Annotated in this window: 17 protein-coding genes and 1 riboswitch; of the genes, 15 read left to right on the top strand and 2 right to left on the bottom strand. The window is 42.4% G+C overall.

From position 1 onward, the window contains the following. Positions 1–16: 16 nt before the first annotated feature. From sufD to ACQKFO_RS12585, 13 genes are all read left to right on the top strand, one after another. Complete coding sequence (gene sufD, locus ACQKFO_RS12645; protein WP_427599057.1) at positions 17–1,327, top strand: Fe-S cluster assembly protein SufD; 1,311 nt, start codon at positions 17–19, stop codon at positions 1,325–1,327. Continuing rightward, positions 1,327–2,556, top strand: a complete 1,230-nt coding sequence (locus ACQKFO_RS12640; protein ID WP_427599055.1) for a cysteine desulfurase — start codon at positions 1,327–1,329, stop codon at positions 2,554–2,556. The genes sufD and ACQKFO_RS12640 overlap by 1 nt, the downstream gene beginning before the upstream one ends. Beyond that, positions 2,546–2,986 (top strand): Fe-S cluster assembly sulfur transfer protein SufU, encoded by a 441-nt coding sequence (sufU, locus tag ACQKFO_RS12635; protein ID WP_148970816.1) that lies wholly within the window; start codon positions 2,546–2,548, stop codon positions 2,984–2,986. Before ACQKFO_RS12640 ends, sufU begins: the two co-directional genes overlap by 11 nt. Before the next feature lie 39 nt (positions 2,987–3,025). Beyond that, positions 3,026–4,423: a Fe-S cluster assembly protein SufB gene (gene sufB / locus ACQKFO_RS12630; RefSeq protein WP_148970815.1), complete on the top strand. Its 1,398-nt coding sequence runs from the start codon at positions 3,026–3,028 to the stop codon at positions 4,421–4,423. Positions 4,424–4,574: 151 nt separating this feature from the next. Beyond that, positions 4,575–5,417, top strand: a complete 843-nt coding sequence (locus ACQKFO_RS12625; RefSeq protein ID WP_427599053.1) for a DUF72 domain-containing protein — start codon at positions 4,575–4,577, stop codon at positions 5,415–5,417. Positions 5,418–5,438: 21 nt separating this feature from the next. Continuing rightward, positions 5,439–6,263: a sulfite exporter TauE/SafE family protein gene (locus ACQKFO_RS12620; RefSeq protein WP_427599051.1), complete on the top strand. Its 825-nt coding sequence runs from the start codon at positions 5,439–5,441 to the stop codon at positions 6,261–6,263. Between the two features lie 27 nt (positions 6,264–6,290). Next, positions 6,291–7,643, top strand: coding sequence for a bifunctional metallophosphatase/5'-nucleotidase (locus tag ACQKFO_RS12615; protein ID WP_427599049.1), 1,353 nt, complete (start codon positions 6,291–6,293; stop codon positions 7,641–7,643). Positions 7,644–7,699: 56 nt separating this feature from the next. After that, a complete protein-coding gene (locus tag ACQKFO_RS12610; RefSeq protein WP_397552883.1) occupies positions 7,700–8,002 on the top strand; it encodes a YunC family protein in 303 nt (100 codons plus the stop codon). A gap of 193 nt (positions 8,003–8,195) precedes the next feature. Further along, positions 8,196–9,308 (top strand): HD-GYP domain-containing protein, encoded by a 1,113-nt coding sequence (locus ACQKFO_RS12605; protein ID WP_427599047.1) that lies wholly within the window; start codon positions 8,196–8,198, stop codon positions 9,306–9,308. A 59-nt stretch (positions 9,309–9,367) separates the two neighbouring features. Then, a complete protein-coding gene (gene yunB / locus ACQKFO_RS12600) occupies positions 9,368–10,132 on the top strand; it encodes a sporulation protein YunB (protein WP_427599045.1) in 765 nt (254 codons plus the stop codon). A gap of 79 nt (positions 10,133–10,211) precedes the next feature. Continuing rightward, positions 10,212–10,394: riboswitch (Lysine riboswitch) on the top strand. A gap of 115 nt (positions 10,395–10,509) precedes the next feature. Beyond that, positions 10,510–12,075, top strand: coding sequence for a Na+/H+ antiporter NhaC family protein (locus ACQKFO_RS12595; protein ID WP_427599043.1), 1,566 nt, complete (start codon positions 10,510–10,512; stop codon positions 12,073–12,075). A 307-nt stretch (positions 12,076–12,382) separates the two neighbouring features. Next, positions 12,383–13,909, top strand: coding sequence for a sodium-dependent transporter (locus tag ACQKFO_RS12590; RefSeq protein WP_148970788.1), 1,527 nt, complete (start codon positions 12,383–12,385; stop codon positions 13,907–13,909). A gap of 1 nt (position 13,910) precedes the next feature. Beyond that, the gene (locus ACQKFO_RS12585; RefSeq protein ID WP_148970787.1) at positions 13,911–14,018 is read left to right on the top strand and encodes a methionine/alanine import family NSS transporter small subunit; all 108 of its coding nucleotides are present in this window, start codon (positions 13,911–13,913) and stop codon (positions 14,016–14,018) included. A gap of 47 nt (positions 14,019–14,065) precedes the next feature. Here the strand turns inward: ACQKFO_RS12585 and ACQKFO_RS12580 are convergent, their stop codons facing one another. After that, on the bottom strand, positions 14,066–15,025 hold the full coding sequence (locus ACQKFO_RS12580; RefSeq protein WP_427599506.1) for a M23 family metallopeptidase: 960 nt from the start codon (positions 15,023–15,025) through the stop codon (positions 14,066–14,068). 268 nt (positions 15,026–15,293) lie between these two features. Between ACQKFO_RS12580 and lipA the strand changes: the two genes are divergently transcribed. After that, a complete protein-coding gene (gene lipA, locus ACQKFO_RS12575) occupies positions 15,294–16,211 on the top strand; it encodes a lipoyl synthase (protein WP_148970786.1) in 918 nt (305 codons plus the stop codon). A gap of 124 nt (positions 16,212–16,335) precedes the next feature. Here lipA and ACQKFO_RS12570 read toward each other — a convergent pair whose 3' ends face one another. Then, entirely contained in the window at positions 16,336–17,055 is a 720-nt protein-coding gene (locus ACQKFO_RS12570) for a YhcN/YlaJ family sporulation lipoprotein (RefSeq protein ID WP_427599041.1), read from the bottom strand. 111 nt (positions 17,056–17,166) lie between these two features. On the opposite strand from ACQKFO_RS12570, the gene ACQKFO_RS12565 reads away from it, so the two are divergent. Continuing rightward, positions 17,167–17,442, top strand: a complete 276-nt coding sequence (locus ACQKFO_RS12565; RefSeq protein ID WP_113968994.1) for a YutD family protein — start codon at positions 17,167–17,169, stop codon at positions 17,440–17,442. Positions 17,443–17,455 lie beyond the last annotated feature (13 nt).

The following is a 17,455-nucleotide window of genomic DNA, read 5'->3' as shown; positions in this document are numbered from 1 at the left end:
TGTTAGGGGGATGAAAATGACTGTAGAAACGAAACTACCAGTAGATCAGGACTATGTCAGCTCCTACTCAAAACAACTCGGAGAGCCAGAATGGTTAACAAACCTTCGTACAGATGCCTTTGATAAAGTAAAGGATCTAAGCCTTCCAGTTGCTGATAAAACGAAAATCACTAATTGGAATTTTACTCAATTCCAGAAGCATACAGTGGAAAGTGATACGTTCTCATCATTGAGTGAGCTGCCGGATGAAGCAAAAGAATTAGTTGATTTAGAAAGCAGTGACCAAAGTCTTTATATACAACGAAATAATACACCTGCTTTTCTTTCTCTTTCAAACGAATTAAAAGACAATGGTGTTATTTTTACGGATATTTTTACAGCTGTAATAGACCACAGTGAGCTTGTACAGAAGTACTTCATGACTGAAGGTGTGAAAACAGATGAGCATAAGCTTACAGCCCTTCATGCAGCATTGATGAATGGGGGAGTGTTCCTATACATTCCGAAAAATGTGGAATTGACTCAACCGATTCAAGCTGTTTACGTTCATGACAATGCTGAAGTGGCGATGTTCAACCACGTATTAGTAGTGGCTGAAGACAATAGCTCTGTAACGTATGTCGAAAACTACATTTCTACAACAAATGTTGAAGACGGTGTATATAACATCGTTACGGAAGTTTTGGCAAACAATAATGCTAAAGTGGAATACGGTGCTGTAGATAATTTAGCTGGCGGATTAACAACGTATGTTAACCGTCGTGGAATCGCACAAAGAGATGCTCGCATTGAATGGGCTCTTGGATTGATGAATGATGGAGACACCGTTTCAGAAAACGTGACGAATCTAATCGGTGATGGCTCTTATGGTGATACAAAAACCGTTGTCGTTGGACGCGGAAAGCAGAAACAAAACTTCACGACGAAGGTTGTCCACTTCGGTAAAAACTCTGAAGGATACATCCTTAAGCATGGAGTCATGAAAGACGAAGCATCTTCCATCTTCAATGGTATCGGTAAAATTGAACACGGTGCGTCTAAGTCGAATGCAGAGCAGGAATCTCGCGTATTGATGCTGAGTGAAAAAGCTCGTGGGGATGCTAATCCGATTCTTCTTATCGATGAAGATGACGTAACGGCAGGACATGCTGCGTCTGTAGGTCGAGTGGATCCTCTGCAACTATACTACCTGATGAGTCGTGGAATTCCGCAACATGAAGCGGAACGTCTGGTTATTCATGGTTTCTTGGCTCCTGTGGTAAAACAATTGCCTATTGAAGGAGTAAAGAAACAACTTGTTGAGGTTATCGAAAGGAAAGTAAACTAATGGATGTAAAAGAGATTCGTAAACAATTTCCGATTCTCGACCAGGAAGTAAATGGCCATCCACTTGTTTATCTTGACAGCGCCGCAACATCGCAAAAACCGGTTTCCGTTATCGAAGCGATGAATGACTATTATCGTGGATATAACTCTAATGTTCACCGGGGTGTTCATACTCTTGGGACGAGAGCGACAGATGGATATGAAGGTGCCCGTGAAAAGGTCCGTAATTTCATTAATGCTTCGTCCGCTCAAGAAGTGATCTTTACCCGTGGAACGACAACAGCAATCAATACAGTTGCAGCAAGCTACGGTCGTGCCAATCTGTCCGAGGGTGACGAAATTGTGATCACTCACATGGAGCATCACAGTAATATCATACCATGGCAGCAATTAGCCAAAGAAACCGGAGCCGCGTTAAAATATGTTCCCCTTCAAGAGGATGGGACAATAGCGATTGAAGATGTCAGAGCTACCGTGTCATCTCAAACGAAGATTGTATCGATCATGATGGTTTCAAACGTGCTTGGCACAATGAATCCAATCAAAGAAATCACCAGGATTGCGCATGAAAATGGAGCAGTCATGGTCGTTGACGGAGCACAGGCCGCTCCACATATGAAAGTCGACGTACAAGATCTTGACTGTGATTTTTTTGCCTTTTCAGGTCATAAAATGGTAGGTCCTACAGGTATCGGAGTACTTTACGGTAAGAAAAAACACCTGAACAAAATGGAACCGGTAGAATTCGGTGGAGAAATGATCGACTTTGTCGGGCTTCAGGAATCCACTTGGAAAGAGCTACCGTGGAAGTTTGAAGGTGGTACACCGATCATTGCAGGTGCCATTGGCCTTGGAGCGGCGATTGATTTCCTTGAAGAAGTAGGACTTCATAACATTGAAGAACATGAACATAAGCTGGCGGCTTATGCATTGGAGAAAATGAATGAAGTCGAAGGCATGAAAATTTTCGGACCAAGTGATCCCGGAAAGCGGGCCGGCCTTGTTACATTTAACATTGATGATGTTCATCCGCATGATGTGGCAACCGTACTTGATGCTGAAGGGATTGCAGTTCGCGCGGGTCATCACTGTGCGCAACCTCTTATGAAGTGGTTGAACGTATCCGCAACAGCACGTGCCAGCTTCTACCTCTATAATACGGAAGAAGATATTGATAAACTTGTTGCAGGCCTATTGAAGACAAAGGAGTTTTTCAGCGATGTCTTTTAATAATTTAGATCAGTTATATCGACAAGTCATCATGGATCATTATAAGAATCCACGAAATAAAGGTTCTTTAGAGGATGGAAGCTTTACCATCGATATGAATAACCCTACTTGTGGAGATCGCATACACCTGACTTTAAAGGTTGCAGATGGTATCGTTCAAGATGCGAAGTTCGATGGGGAAGGGTGTTCGATCTCCATGGCTTCTGCTTCAATGATGACCCAGGCGGTTAAAGGGAAAGAGATTGAGAAAGCTTTGAAGCTTTCCAAGATCTTCTCTGATATGATGCAAGGCAATGACTATGACGACGATGTGGATTTAGGAGATATTGAAGCATTACAAGGAGTCGCTAAATTTCCTGCCCGTATCAAATGTGCGACATTGGCATGGAAAGCGATGGAAAAAGGAGTGTCAGAGGAAGAGCAGGAATGATGCTCTCCTTCGGCACTACCAAAGAATGGAGGAATCAACATGGCTAAGAAAGCGCCTGAGATTGGGGATTATAAATATGGATTCAGCGACAAAGACGTCTCGATTTTCCGTTCGAAACGTGGTTTGACGCGCGAAATCGTAGAAGAAATCTCCCGCATGAAAGAAGAACCTCAATGGATGCTTGATTTCCGTTTGAAGTCACTTGAACATTTTTATAATATGTCTATGCCACAATGGGGCGGAGACATGCAGGAACTGAACTTTGATGAGATCACTTACTATGTGAAGCCTTCTGAAAAGTCAGAGCGCAGCTGGGATGAAGTACCTGAAGAAATCAAGCAAACGTTTGATAAATTAGGTATTCCGGAAGCAGAGCAAAAGTATCTTGCAGGGGTTTCTGCTCAGTATGAGTCAGAAGTTGTATACCACAACATGCAATCGGATCTTGAAGACATGGGAATTGTATTCAAAGACACAGATTCTGCTTTAAAAGAAAATGAAGAACTTTTCCGTGAGCACTGGGCAAAGGTTATTCCTCCGACGGATAACAAGTTCGCTGCCCTTAACTCAGCGGTATGGTCAGGTGGGTCTTTCATCTATGTCCCTAAAGGAATAAAGGTGGATACACCACTTCAAGCTTATTTCCGTATCAACTCAGAGAACATGGGTCAATTCGAGCGTACGCTGATCATCGTGGATGAAGGCGCAAGTGTCCACTATGTTGAGGGTTGTACAGCACCGGTTTACACAACGAATTCACTTCACTCTGCAGTCGTTGAAATCATCATCAAGAAAGATGCGTACTGCCGTTATACGACGATTCAAAACTGGGCGAACAACGTGTTCAACCTCGTTACGAAACGTGCTGTATGTGAAGCAAACGCAACGATGGAATGGGTAGATGGAAACATCGGTTCTAAATTAACGATGAAATACCCTGCGGTTATCCTTAAAGGTGAAGGCGCACGTGGTATGACACTATCCATCGCACTTGCAGGTAAAGGTCAGCACCAGGATGCCGGAGCGAAAATGATTCACCTGGCACCAAATACATCTTCTACAATCGTTTCTAAATCCATCTCCAAGCATGGTGGTAAAGTAACGTACCGTGGAATTGTACACTTTGGCCGTAAAGCGGAAGGCGCACGTTCAAACATTGAGTGTGATACGCTGATCATGGATAACCAATCAACTTCCGATACGATCCCTTACAACGAAATTCTAAACGATAACATCTCGTTAGAACACGAAGCGAAGGTATCAAAAGTTTCCGAAGAACAATTATTCTATCTTATGAGCCGTGGTATTTCAGAGGAAGAAGCAACAGAAATGATCGTAATGGGCTTCATCGAGCCATTCACGAAAGAACTTCCAATGGAATACGCAGTCGAAATGAACCGTCTGATCAAGTTCGAAATGGAAGGTTCAATCGGTTAATATATCACTCAAACTCCCTTGATGTTTCATCAGGGGAGTTTTTCTGTTTTCAATAAATCACCACTATCCATCCTCAATCAATCCAAACATAAGAATTTCCATTTCCCTTATGATAAAATGGACATGTTCATAATAAAGCAGGTGATGGAAGATGATATACATAGGAGTAACAGGCTGGGGAGATCATGATACCCTTTATGAAAATGTTTCCCAGAGAGACAAACTAAAAGAATACGGTGCACATTTTCCCATCGTAGAGGTGGACACAACTTTCTATGCTGTCCAGCCTCTTCGGAATGCTGAAAAATGGGTGAAGGAAACACCCGAGGACTTTAAGTTTATTGTTAAGGCTTATCAAGGAATGACGGGACATCAGCGGGGAGAGATCCCTTTTGAAACGAAGGAAGAGATGTTCACTGCCTTTAAGGAATCACTTGCCCCTTACGTAGAGGCAGGTAAATTAGCCATGGTTCTGCTTCAATTTCCCCCTTGGTACGATTGTAAAAAGGAGCATGTTGATTATATCCGGTACTGCCGGGAGCAGCTAAAGGGATTTCCACTGTCGTTGGAGTTTCGTAATCAAAGTTGGTTCAGACCGGAGTTCCGGGATAAGACGTTAACGTTTATGAAAAAGGAAGGATGGATCCATAGCATTTGCGATGAGCCGCAAGCAGGGGAGGGATCTGTACCAAGGGTATTGGAAACCACACATAAAGATGCCACTCTGATTCGTTTTCACGGCAGGAATCTTTACGGCTGGAATAAACCGAATGGGGAAGACTGGCGGGAGGTTCGTTATTTATATCGCTATAATCGTGCTGAACTGGAGGAATGGATTCCACATATTCATCAGTTGCACGAAACCACTGAAGATCTATATATTCTTTTCAATAATAATTCGGGTGGAGATGCCGCTGACAACGCGAAAGATCTCATTGAATTATTAGACCTTGAATATGGAGGACTTGCACCAAAGCAACTGGATTTATTTTAGCTGACAGGAGATGAAAGACAGATGGAATGGATCGTTCTTCTATCGATCGGACTTTTAGCAGGAGCGATAGGTTCCCTTGTAGGACTGGGCGGAGGAGTCATCATTGTTCCTGCCCTAATCTATTTCGGTGCATATACAAGCTTGATTGAGGGAATGAATCCTCAGACAGCAGTAGGAACATCATTGGTCATTATGATTTTCACAGGGTTATCATCCACCCTGGCTTATTTAAAGCATAAGACCGTCGATTATAAAAGCGGCCTGATCTTCTTTGCCGGAAGCGGGCCAGGTTCAATACTTGGTGCATGGGTAAACAAGGGATTGAACATGGAAAGCTTTAATTTATATTTTGGTATTTTTATGATTCTGATTGCCATTGTACTCATGATAAGAAACAAGTTAAAGCCTATTGAGAAATTCAAGGATGCATCTTTTCAACGGGAATTTACCGATCCGGGCGGAAACACCTTCCGATATGGATATCCTCCTGTATTAGGAGCGGCTATTGCCTTTGCAGTTGGATTTACATCTGGTTTATTTGGAATAGGTGGTGGATCATTAATGGTACCTGCGATGATCTTGATTTTTCTTTTTCCGCCTCATGTAGCCGTCGCCACATCCATGTTCATGATTTTCCTATCGGCATTAGTCAGCTCGGGAACGCATGTCATGTTTGGCAATGTAAAGTGGTTGTATGCACTTGCACTCATTCCAGGCGCCTGGATAGGGGCGAAGTTTGGGGCCTATTTGAATACGAAGCTTGAATCAAAAGTCTTAGTGAGTGTTTTACGGATTATATTAATATTAATTGGAATTAGATTGATTTACCAAGGTATTTCAGGATAACATACCTCCAATAGGAGTGAGCAAATAGTGAGAGAAACCATTCATATTTATCACACAAACGACCTTCACAGCCATTTTGAGCATTGGTCAAGGATTAGGGATTTTTTGAAGATGAGAAAACAATGGCATCTGGATGAAGGGGAACCAGTTTATCTATTTGATATCGGTGATCATGTAGACCGCTGGCATCCATTGAGTGAAGCGACTTTAGGAAAAGGAAACGTAGATTTCCTTAACGAAGTCGGCTTTGATGCTGTAACGATTGGGAACAATGAAGGAATTACACTGGATTATGAAGATTTAAACAGCCTGTATGAAAATGCAAATTTTCACGTGATAGTAGGCAATCTATTAGACCAGTCGTCGCAGCCTCCAAGCTGGGTCAAAACCCATCATATTTATCAAACGAGTAGTGGAATGAATATTGGCGTCATCGGATTGACAGCTTATTTCAAACCTTTTTATAAAGCCCTCGGCTGGAATATTACATCTCCGATGGATGAGCTTGAAAAATTGGTTCAAGAGCTTCACCCCCAGGTAGATATGGTGATTCTTCTTTCCCACCTGGGGATTCGGGATGATGAGTTGATTGCAGCCCGATTTCCTGACATTGATGTTATCCTTGGAGCCCATACCCATCATGTGTTGCATCAAGGAAAAGAAATTAAGGGGACGATGCTTGGCGCAGCTGGAAAATATGGTCATTATGTCGGTCATATGATGATAGAGGTTGACGCAACCAATAAAAAGATTGTCGGCAAAAAAGCACAGCTTTATGAACAGCAGGAGCTTCCCCCTGTCGAAAAGGAAGAGCAGGAAAATCTCGAGTGGTATCAAAAGGGGGAGGCTTTGTTAGGAGAAAAAGTAACCGATCTCGCCGAACCCCTGGCAGTGGATTGGTTTAATCCTTCCCCACTTCCGGATGTGTTATGTGATGCTCTAGCTGAATGGTGCGAGGCTGATTGTGCCTTTCTCAATTCAGGCTTACTCATTGATGGACTGAATGAGGGGGCAGTGACGAAACAGGATCTGCACCGTATCCTGCCCCATCCCATCAATCCATGTCTAATCGAAATGAAGGGGGCAGAGCTGAAGGAAATAATTAAACAAACATTTAATGAGGAATGGCCGCACCTTCAAGTAAAAGGATTGGGGTTCAGAGGAAAGGTGATGGGACGGTTTGTATATACGAATATTCAAGTCAATGGCCCTGAAATCTTAATCGCTGAAAAGCCGATTGATCCAGAGAAGATATACAAGCTTGCCTTACCGGATATGTTCACGTTTGGCCACTTCTTTCCAGACCTTCAAAGGCTGGAGAAAAAATACTTTATGCCTGAGTTTTTACGGGATATCCTTCAGTGGAAATTAAAGCAGTAAATGTATCACCGTTTCCATCCTCACATCATACATATGAGGGAAAGGAGCGATGACACATGATGAATGTATCTCCGATTACCATTCAGGGACATACTTTTTTAGCGATTTCTGTTGAACTGCCCAAAACCAATCTCCTCGTTGTGACGAGTGATATAGGATATATAATGTGTGGAGCACTGGACGTAGCGTTACTAAATGAGAAGTTGAAAGACAGAGGAATCATTGCAGGCAGAGCCGTCGGTGTAAAAACAATCGATCAGCTCCTGGACGCCCCTCTGGAATCCATCACCTATGAGGCAGAAAATCGCGGCATCACACCGGGCATGATCGGCCGGGATGCATTGTTGAAAATGATATGAGTATAAATTGGACCAGTTGCTTTTTAGAGAGCGCTGGTTTTTTGTTGAGTGAATATCACCCTTCGCTCTATATTCTTTCATGAATAATTAACAATATATCAGGAAATACACCTTGCAAGAACGTTTTTATCCTTTATAATGGAGATACTAGGAAATTTTGTCGAAAAATGAAAGAATTACATAGGAGAATTCTATGAGGCTTATATCAACTAGGGCTTTGAAACCGGGCATGGTTCTAGCTACAACCGTATATAATATGAGAGGTCAAGCTTTAATTCATGATAACGTTCCGATTACAGAACGCATGATTTTCAGGTTGCAGGAGCTTAGTATTCAGTATGTCTATATTGAAGACTCCCTTTCGAAGGGAATCCATGTAAAGGGAACTGTTTCGAGTAAGGTGAGACAACAAGCTGTAAACAATATAGAGATGGCGTTTAATCAACTAAGCGTATCGAAGGCGCCACCTGGTGTGCTCATGATTGAAGATAGTGCCAGGCAATTGAAGCAGGTGATTGATGTAGTCTTGTCAGAAGTGAAGGCGAATCATGATCTCCTAACCATTTTGACGGATGTTTTCACATATGACTCCTATATTTTTCATCATTCATTCAATGTGACTTTGTATACGTTATCCATAGGTCTGGAACTTAAACTGTCCACTAAACAGCTCGAGCAGTTAGGCGTGGGAGCAATTTTGCATGATATCGGTAAGATGCTTGTACCTGAGGAAATTCTCCTGAAGCCAGGAAAGCTGACAGAAGACGAATTTTGTGAAATCAAAAAGCATTCAGAACACGGCTTTGAGATTTTGCGACAGCTTCATTCTGTGTCCCTGATCATTGCTCACTGCGCGTACCAGCACCATGAGCGGCTTGATGGATCCGGTTATCCACGAGGTATCAAAGGTGAGGATATCCACCCCTTTGCAAAAATCATTGCGGTGGCCGATGTATTCGACGCCATGACGTCAAATCGTGTATACCGGAAAGCCATGCTTCCACATCAAGCGCTGGAGGTATTATATGCAGGAAGCGGTACCCTGTTTGATACAAATGTGATTGAAGCCTTCAGGTCTTCTGTGGCCATTTATCCGAATGGGATGGTCGTGGAGCTGAATGATGGCCGAAAAGGAATTGTGACCGATCAAAATAAAGGTGTAACGGATCGACCGGTGATCCGGATCATAGAAGAAGATGGACAGGAAATACAAACTCCTTATCCCATGGATTTAAGTACGGAATTAGATAAGGTGATTACCGGATTTGATCCGGATTATGAACCCCAAGCTCTTAAAATTAAATAAATTTTTTGCGTTAAACCCCTCTTACTTTGCATACAAATAGCTTGTAAGGGGGGATTTTTTTGTCAAAGTTTAAAACATACAAACCCCGAAGAGGAGGGCCGCTGCCTTTTCGTTATGTGATGATCATCACGATTCTATTCTTTATGATTTCGACTGGATTCGGATTGTGGATCATTAACAAAGGTTTGAAACCGACACTGCTTGCTTATGCTGAAACTCAAACCAGCAGGATCGGTACGTTGGTTATCAATAAAGCAATAAACAAAAAAATTGCCGATGTTCTTGATATTTCGGATATAACGGAAGAAGTGAAGAATACAGAAGGTGATATTGTTTCATTTAAATATAATACTCAGACCATCAACCGGGTTCAGGCAGAAATCACCAACTTAGTTCAGCAAAACCTGCAAGAAGCAGAGGAAGGAAATTTAGAAAACCTTGAATTTATTACCGAAGTGGAAATCGATGAAGGCAAGTCAAAAGCAGCGAAGGGCATCACTTACTCTGTCCCTCTTGGGCAAGCGACCAACAACGTGTTACTCGGTAACCTTGGTCCGAAAGTGCCGATTCGCTTTCACTCGATCGGAGATGTCCGTTCTGATATTAAAACTACTGTAGAGCAATTCGGGATAAATAATGCCGTTGTAAAAGTGTTTGTCGAGCTTGAAGTCAATGTCCAGATCATCATTCCATTTGCAACGAAAACCGAAACCATCAAGCAGGATATCCTGGTTGCCATGGGTACCGTTCACCTGGATGTACCACAGTTTTATAACAATGGTGGGGAGGGATCCAGTCCTTCTATTGAAATTCCCACAAATTAGTCAGGAAAAAAAGTTGCCAAAAGAATGATAGTTTGTTATATTAATAAAGAAAATTTTATAACACACCACATCATCAGTCCGATGGGGTAGAGGCGCAGAGTTCAAGAGTAAGCTGTTTGAGAATGACAACTGTGAGAACAGATGAAAGGGAACTTTTGCCGAAGTAATTATGCATGTCGAATGTGTATTTGCTGGGGTTATCTTGAAGAAGGATAACACTGTCATTATAGGGGGATCTCTATAATGGGGAGCTACAGATCGTGATGGAGCACTTAAATTACTTACTAAGGTAATGATAGCTTCTCTATCGTTGCCTTTTTTTATTATCCTCTATCATGCTACGATGGTTCCCCCCTATCAAATAGGAGGAGGACACTATGGAAAACACGATTTACTCACTATTACCACCCCTTTTAGCCATTCTTATGGTTATACTTACGAGACGGGTTCTACTTTCACTGGGAGTAGGAATCGTTGCGTCTGCATTTCTGTTAGCAGATTTCTCAATTACGAAAACATTCAGCTTTATGTGGGACGCCTTTAAAGGCATCTTTGTCGCAGATGGAGCTCTCAACACCTGGAATGTCTATATTATTTTCTTCTTGCTCATTCTTGGTGTCATCACTGCATTTGTGAATATTTCCGGCGGTAGCCGCGCATTCGGTGAATGGGCGATGAAACGTGTGAAAACGAGAAAAGGTGCACAACTTCTTGCAGCCGTTTTAGGTATCATAATTTTTATTGATGACTATTTTAACGCCCTTGCTGTTGGACAGGTTTCGAGACCCATTACGGATCGCCACAAAATTTCACGTGCAAAACTGGCCTATATCATTGACTCGACGTCGGCACCCATTTGTGTCGTTTCACCAATCTCAAGCTGGGGAGCGTACATCATCGGTATCATCGGTTCGATTCTTGCTACACACAGTATCACAGAGTACACAGCATTTTCAGCCTTCGTTCAAATGATTCCAATGAACCTTTATGTCTGGGCAGCTGTTCTGCTAGTAATCATGGTTGCTGCTAAAGGCCTGGATTTTGGAAAGATGAAAGAGCATGAAGTAAGAGCCCTTGAAACGGGAGCCCTTTATGATCCTGAAAAAGAGATTCCAGGAGAATTAAAAAATGATCTGCCTGTCAGTTCGAAAGGATCAGTTGGTGATCTTGTCTGGCCGATTGTAGCACTTGTTATCGGTACAATTGGAATGATGCTCTGGACTGGCTATCAAGCAGTCGGATCATTTGACATCCTGCCGATTTTTGAAAATACAGATGTAACGAAATCATTATTATATGGTGGATTATTCGGTCTCCTTGTTGCACTGATCTTCTTCATTCGTCAAGTCAACTTGAAAGGGATCGAAGGTAAAGCAGTTGGAGTAGCAGTAGTGGAAGGGATCAAATCCATGCTGCCGGCCGTTTACATCCTTATCTTCGCCTGGACGATCGTCACATTGATCGATCAATTGCAAACAGGAACGTATCTTGCGGGTCTGGTTGAACAATCAAGCTTGCCGATGCAGGCACTTCCTGTCATTTTATTCTTAGTTGCCGGAATCATGGCATTCTCGACGGGAACTTCTTGGGGATCTTTCGGGATCTTACTTCCGATCGCCGGGGAGATTGCAGCAGCAACAGATGTAAGTATCTTACTTCCTGCTATGGCTGCTGTATTAGCTGGATCTGTATTGGGGGATCACTGTTCTCCAATCTCGGATACAACCATCCTTTCCTCTACAGGGGCAGGAAGCAATCATATCGATCACGTTCTTACACAGCTTCCATATGCCTTAATCGGAGCGGTTGCTGCTTCAATTGGATATCTTGTATTAGGATTCACTGGAAGCACACTATTCGGCCTTGGGGTTGTGATCATTTTGATCGTTGCATTCGCTTTTCTGTTTGGTGAAAAAGCAAAACCGGCTGTTTCAGAGCAATAATATAATGAAAACCAGGAGCTCATCGGCTCCTGGTTTTTTATTATGCATTCGTGCTTTTTTTTAAACCCGCGACGGTATCCCAAAACCCACCTCAACCTTTCCGATCATTAATCCTTCATGTTTCGACAAAATTCTTATAGTGAAATAGTACCTGTCCCAATTTTAAAAAATCTCTATAAAAGCTTCAAAATAGCTTTGACAATTGCCATGGAACTAGCTATACTGACTTTAGATTATAAATAATCTGAAAATATAAAAATTTCAAATACCTTAAATTGGTAGTTGAAAAGAACTAGGGGGGACCAACATGGAGAAACGTGCCCAATTTGGAACACGAGCAGGATTTATTCTTGCTGCTGTCGGGTCAGCAATCGGTTTGGGAAACATTTGGCGTTTTCCGGCAGTAGCGTATGAAAATGGTGGAGGAGCATTCTTTATTCCTTATTTATTCGCTCTTCTTACAGCGGGAATTCCATTATTAGTGCTTGAATTTACGTTAGGTCATAAGTACCGTGGGTCGGCACCACTATCTTATTTCCGTCTTAATAGGAAATTTGAGTGGCTTGGCTGGTGGCAAGTATTAATCGCATTTGTCATATCTACCTATTATGCCGTCATCATCGCATGGGCGATGTCGTACAGTGTTTTTTCTTTCAATTTAGGTTGGGGGAAGGATACAGAGTCATTCTTATTCAACGACTATTTGAAGCTTACGGTTGATCCAGGTCAGACAGGAAGTATCGTTCCCGGAGTATTCATTCCACTTGTATTGGTATGGGTGATTACATTAGGGATTCTTTTCAAAGGTGTAAAGAAGGGAATCGAAGTAGCGAATAAGATCTTTATTCCGGCACTAGTTATTTTATTCTTAATCATTGTTGTTCGCGCTTTAACATTGCCTGGAGCATTGGATGGGTTAGATGCTTTCTTCAAACCGGATTTCAGCAAAATAGCTGACCCTGGTGTGTGGGTAGCGGCATACGGACAAATTTTCTTCAGTTTATCCATCGCATTTGCGATTATGATTACGTATTCCAGTTACCTTCCGAAGAAATCGGATATTACAAATAATGCATTCATCACAGGTTTCAGTAACTCAGGGTTTGAATTACTTGCAGGTATCGGGGTATTTGCTGCTTTAGGTTTCATGGCTCAATCTCAAGGTGTAGGGGTGCAGGAAGTAGTAAGCGGTGGAGTTGGATTGGCGTTTGTGGTATTCCCGCAAATCATTAACGAATTCCCGGCACTTAACGGATTATTCGGATTCCTGTTCTTTGCTTCCCTGGTGTTAGCCGGGCTGTCATCACTCATCTCGATTACGGAGACTTATGTAGCAGGGGTTTCTGAGAAGTTCGGAATTTCCCGTACGAAAGCGGTTCTATTCGGCGGAGGACTTTCTGCGGTCATCTCAATCTTATTTGCCACTCAGGGCGGGTTACTCTTCCTGGACGCTGCAGATTACTTTATCAACCAGTTTGGTGTAGCATTCGTGGGGTTAGTTGAAGTAGTAGTGATTGCCTGGTTCCTGCGCAAGTTAGGTACATTCCAATCTCACGCTAATGGAATCTCTGATATTCAGCTTGGTGCCTGGTGGAAAGTATGCTTGGGTGTCATCACACCAATCGTTCTTGGATGGATGATGTTCGGATTATTCAAAATGAATTTATTAAGAGAATTTGAAACTGAAACTGGAAACTATGGAGGTTACTCAGATGCCTTCATCCTTTACAGCGGATGGTTTGTTGCAGGATTCGCAATTCTTGCAGGTGTAGCCTTCTCATTCAAACGCTGGCATGCCAAAACTGAAGCTGAAAGCTATAAGGAGGTAAGCTAACATGACTGGTAGCGCAATTGCAATGATGGTTGTAGGGATGGTCATCATCTGGGGTGGATTAGCAGCTAGTATCATGAACGCGGTTTCCAAATCCAAAAAACAGATGTAAAGAGTGAAAAGATGAAGCAGACGATGGGTTAACCATTGTCTGCTTTTTTAACGTTTTTTGCTTTTGATTCTGTCTTGACGTTCCCACATACGTAAGTGAGGGTAAGGGTCAAATGACCATTCCGTCAAACCATTATCCTTGTACATTCCGTAATGCAGATGGGGAGGGAATTTCCCTGATGTCCCTGGGGGTCCGTATCCAGAGCTCCCGACACCGCCAATAACCATTCCCGGTTCCACCACTTGACCTATATGAAGATCTTTAGAGAAACCGCTAAGGTGGGCAAAGTAATGATACGTATTATTAATGTCACGTATCCCGATTCGCCAGCCTCCATACCGGTTCCATCCTTTCATCTCGATGATTCCATACGATGTCGCTCTTACAGGTACACCATAATCAGCAAAGAGGTCCGTCCCTTCGTGAATACGTCTTCCTCCCCAGCCACGGGCGTCACCCCAAGTGTTTCGGTAACTGTAGTTGAATCTGAGGGGAAGTGGGAAGGCTTTCTGGTTTAAATGGATGGTCCCGTATTGTTTATAGATTTTTGCATTTCCCATGATGATACTGACTGTTTTATCACGTTTGTAATAGTCCCACAGAGCAAGCTTGAAATTATCCCGGTCAATACCGTATCGTAATATAAAATCTGTCAAAGCAGCCAGTATATCTTCATCACTCTTCAGGCTGGCTTTTCCATCGAAGTCTCCATCCCGGCCCATCCCGTTGAAAAGTGCTATCGTTTCAGGGTTGTCATCTTCCCGGTCAGGATTAAGAGGGCCGACCCATTTTTCCGGCTCCATATAGATCGATATAAGTGAAGAAGGCTTTTCCCTATCTTTGCGGGCAAACCGTAAACTGCGTTCGTACTGATCGACAGCAGCAAGATAGTACCAGGGAATATGAGTCAGAGCCGCGCTTTTTTGAAATAACTCCATCCTTTTCGTGTGAATCTGTTCGTCTGTCAGCTTTTCTGCAGCAACGGTTTGACAAGGGCTTATCAACATGCAAAAAGCCACAAATGCTAAGACCAATCGTTTGTACAAAATAATCCCTCCATTTTTAGGGGCCTACTACTAGTTTGTATCGTTCATCGGGATTCATAATCATCAATAAATGGTAATAGGGTATCACATGCTTGTTTTCACTTTTTTAGTATGATAAAGTGACAAAAGAAGTATATTGATGATGGCTTTTTTTACATAAGATGAACGATTTAGAAAGCGTTTCACTCTTTGCCTAAGTCAGAATTATTTAGGATTGGAGATGAGGGGTATGAGTAAGAAAGATGAACACATTCGTAAACCGGATTGGCTTAAAATTAAGCTGAATACGAATGATAACTATATGGGCTTGAAGAAAATGATGCGTGAAAACAACCTTCACACGGTATGTGAAGAGGCTCGTTGTCCTAATATTCATGAATGTTGGGGAACTAGAAGAACAGCTACCTTCATGATTCTTGGAGATATTTGTACAAGAGCATGCCGTTTCTGCGCAGTAAAAACAGGCCTTCCAACTGAATTAGATCTGAAAGAACCAGAACGCGTTGCAGATTCTGTTCAATTAATGAACCTGAAGCACGTAGTTATTACAGCTGTTGCTCGTGATGACCTGAAAGATGGTGGATCGCAAGTTTTTGCTGAAACGGTTCGTGCCATTCGTCGTAAGAGCCCGTTCACTTCCATTGAAGTATTACCTTCCGATATGGGTGGAGTTTTCGATAATATCAAGACATTGATGGACGCAAAGCCAGACATCATGAACTACAATGTCGAAACCGTTCGTCGCCTGACACCAAGAGTTCGTGCCCGCGCTACCTACGACCGCACATTGGAATTCCTCCGTCGTGCAAAAGAATTAAATCCGGAAATCCCAACAAAATCAAGTATCATGGTTGGTCTTGGGGAAACGAAGGAAGAAATTCTTGAAACTATGGATGATCTGCGTGCAAATCATGTTGATATTGTGACATTAGGTCAATACCTGCAACCATCTAAGAAACACTTGAAGGTACAGAAATATTATCACCCTGATGAGTTTGCTGAACTACGTGAAGCAGCGATGGAAAAAGGCTTCAGTCACTGTGAAGCAGGACCACTCGTTCGTTCTTCCTACCATGCAGATGAGCAAGTTAATGCAGCTGCTAAAGCAAGACAAGCAGCCGGTGAGCAAGAAGTTCAAAAGGCATAATTTTTTCATATATAAAAGGACTGACTTGAAGGAGAAGATCTCTAACAGTCAGTCCTTTTTGTAGCAAAGAGTATGACATGAGACGCAAATCCTGCAAGGGATGATGCCTGTCTCTACTGTCTGATTAATCGACCATGTTATCTGTGTTATCTTTACGCTTTTGGCGGTCTTTGTTGATTTTGTGTACATCGTCGTCCTGCATTTCGTATTTCTCAGATGTCATTTCACCATTTGGATTTTCACCTGCGTCTACATTTCTTCCTTGAGGAGAATCCTGCAGCATAAGGTTGATTGTATCATCAATGGCTGTGTTAGCGTTACGGCTATCGCTATCCATTTTTGCCAGGTTTTCTACATTGCGCATCAGGCTCTTGTCATCGGTCACATAAACATGGTACCAACGGGGAATAACTGACATGGCTGTTTTCTTTACTTGGTCGGCTACTTCAAAGCGGCCATCTTTATCCTTTTTGTCCGTCACGTATGAAATCAGCACTTCTTCATCAGTGACAAGAGTGGAACAATCCTTGACGTCCGGAAGAGAAACACTCATTTTGCTGATTGTGTCGGCTACTTGTTCTCGATTGATGCTGTACATATCATTTGTGGAAATGGTTTGACCACCAGTAGGACTTTTCTGTTGGCGAACATAGCCGAAGTCCTCACCGCGGTGAGCTCCTTTTTTCGTCCAGCTATTTTCGTTGTACAGGTCCTCCCGGTCATTCACGTTAATGGTATTTCCATTGTCGTGAAACATTTCTTCATTGGCTGTGTCGATTCCATCACAAGCTGTTCCGATTAGCGCAATACTTAGTACAGTTGTACCCAGAATGAATTTATTCAACTTAAACACCCCCTATTTGTTAGGGTGACCATCTCTTATGACAATTTTTCATAGTAATTAATGGACAATCCGTTATAATTTAAGATAAGGAAATGAAAGTGGGTGGACGAGATGATTTGTGTGCAGAATACATGCTACGAAATCGTTGAGGAATTTAGAGACGGATTCAACGAGGAAGCATTTAAGGAAAGATATAGCGACATCTTAAGTAAATACGACTTTATCCTTGGGGATTGGGGATATGGCCAGCTCCGCTTAAAAGGATTCTTTGATGACCATAATCAAAAAGCCTCTTTTGACACAAAGGTGAGTACACATAAGGATTACTTGTATGAATACTGTAATTTTGGCTGCGCTTATTTTCTTGTGAAAAAAGTCAATAAATAATGGTGAAGAAGGA

Origin of the sequence: Rossellomorea sp. NPDC071047, from assembly GCF_050270195.1 — a bacterium.
Classification (GTDB): Bacteria; Bacillota; Bacilli; order Bacillales; family Bacillaceae_B; genus Rossellomorea.
Note: the sequence above shows the minus strand (reverse complement) of the source record. Positions and strands in the feature narration are given on the sequence as shown.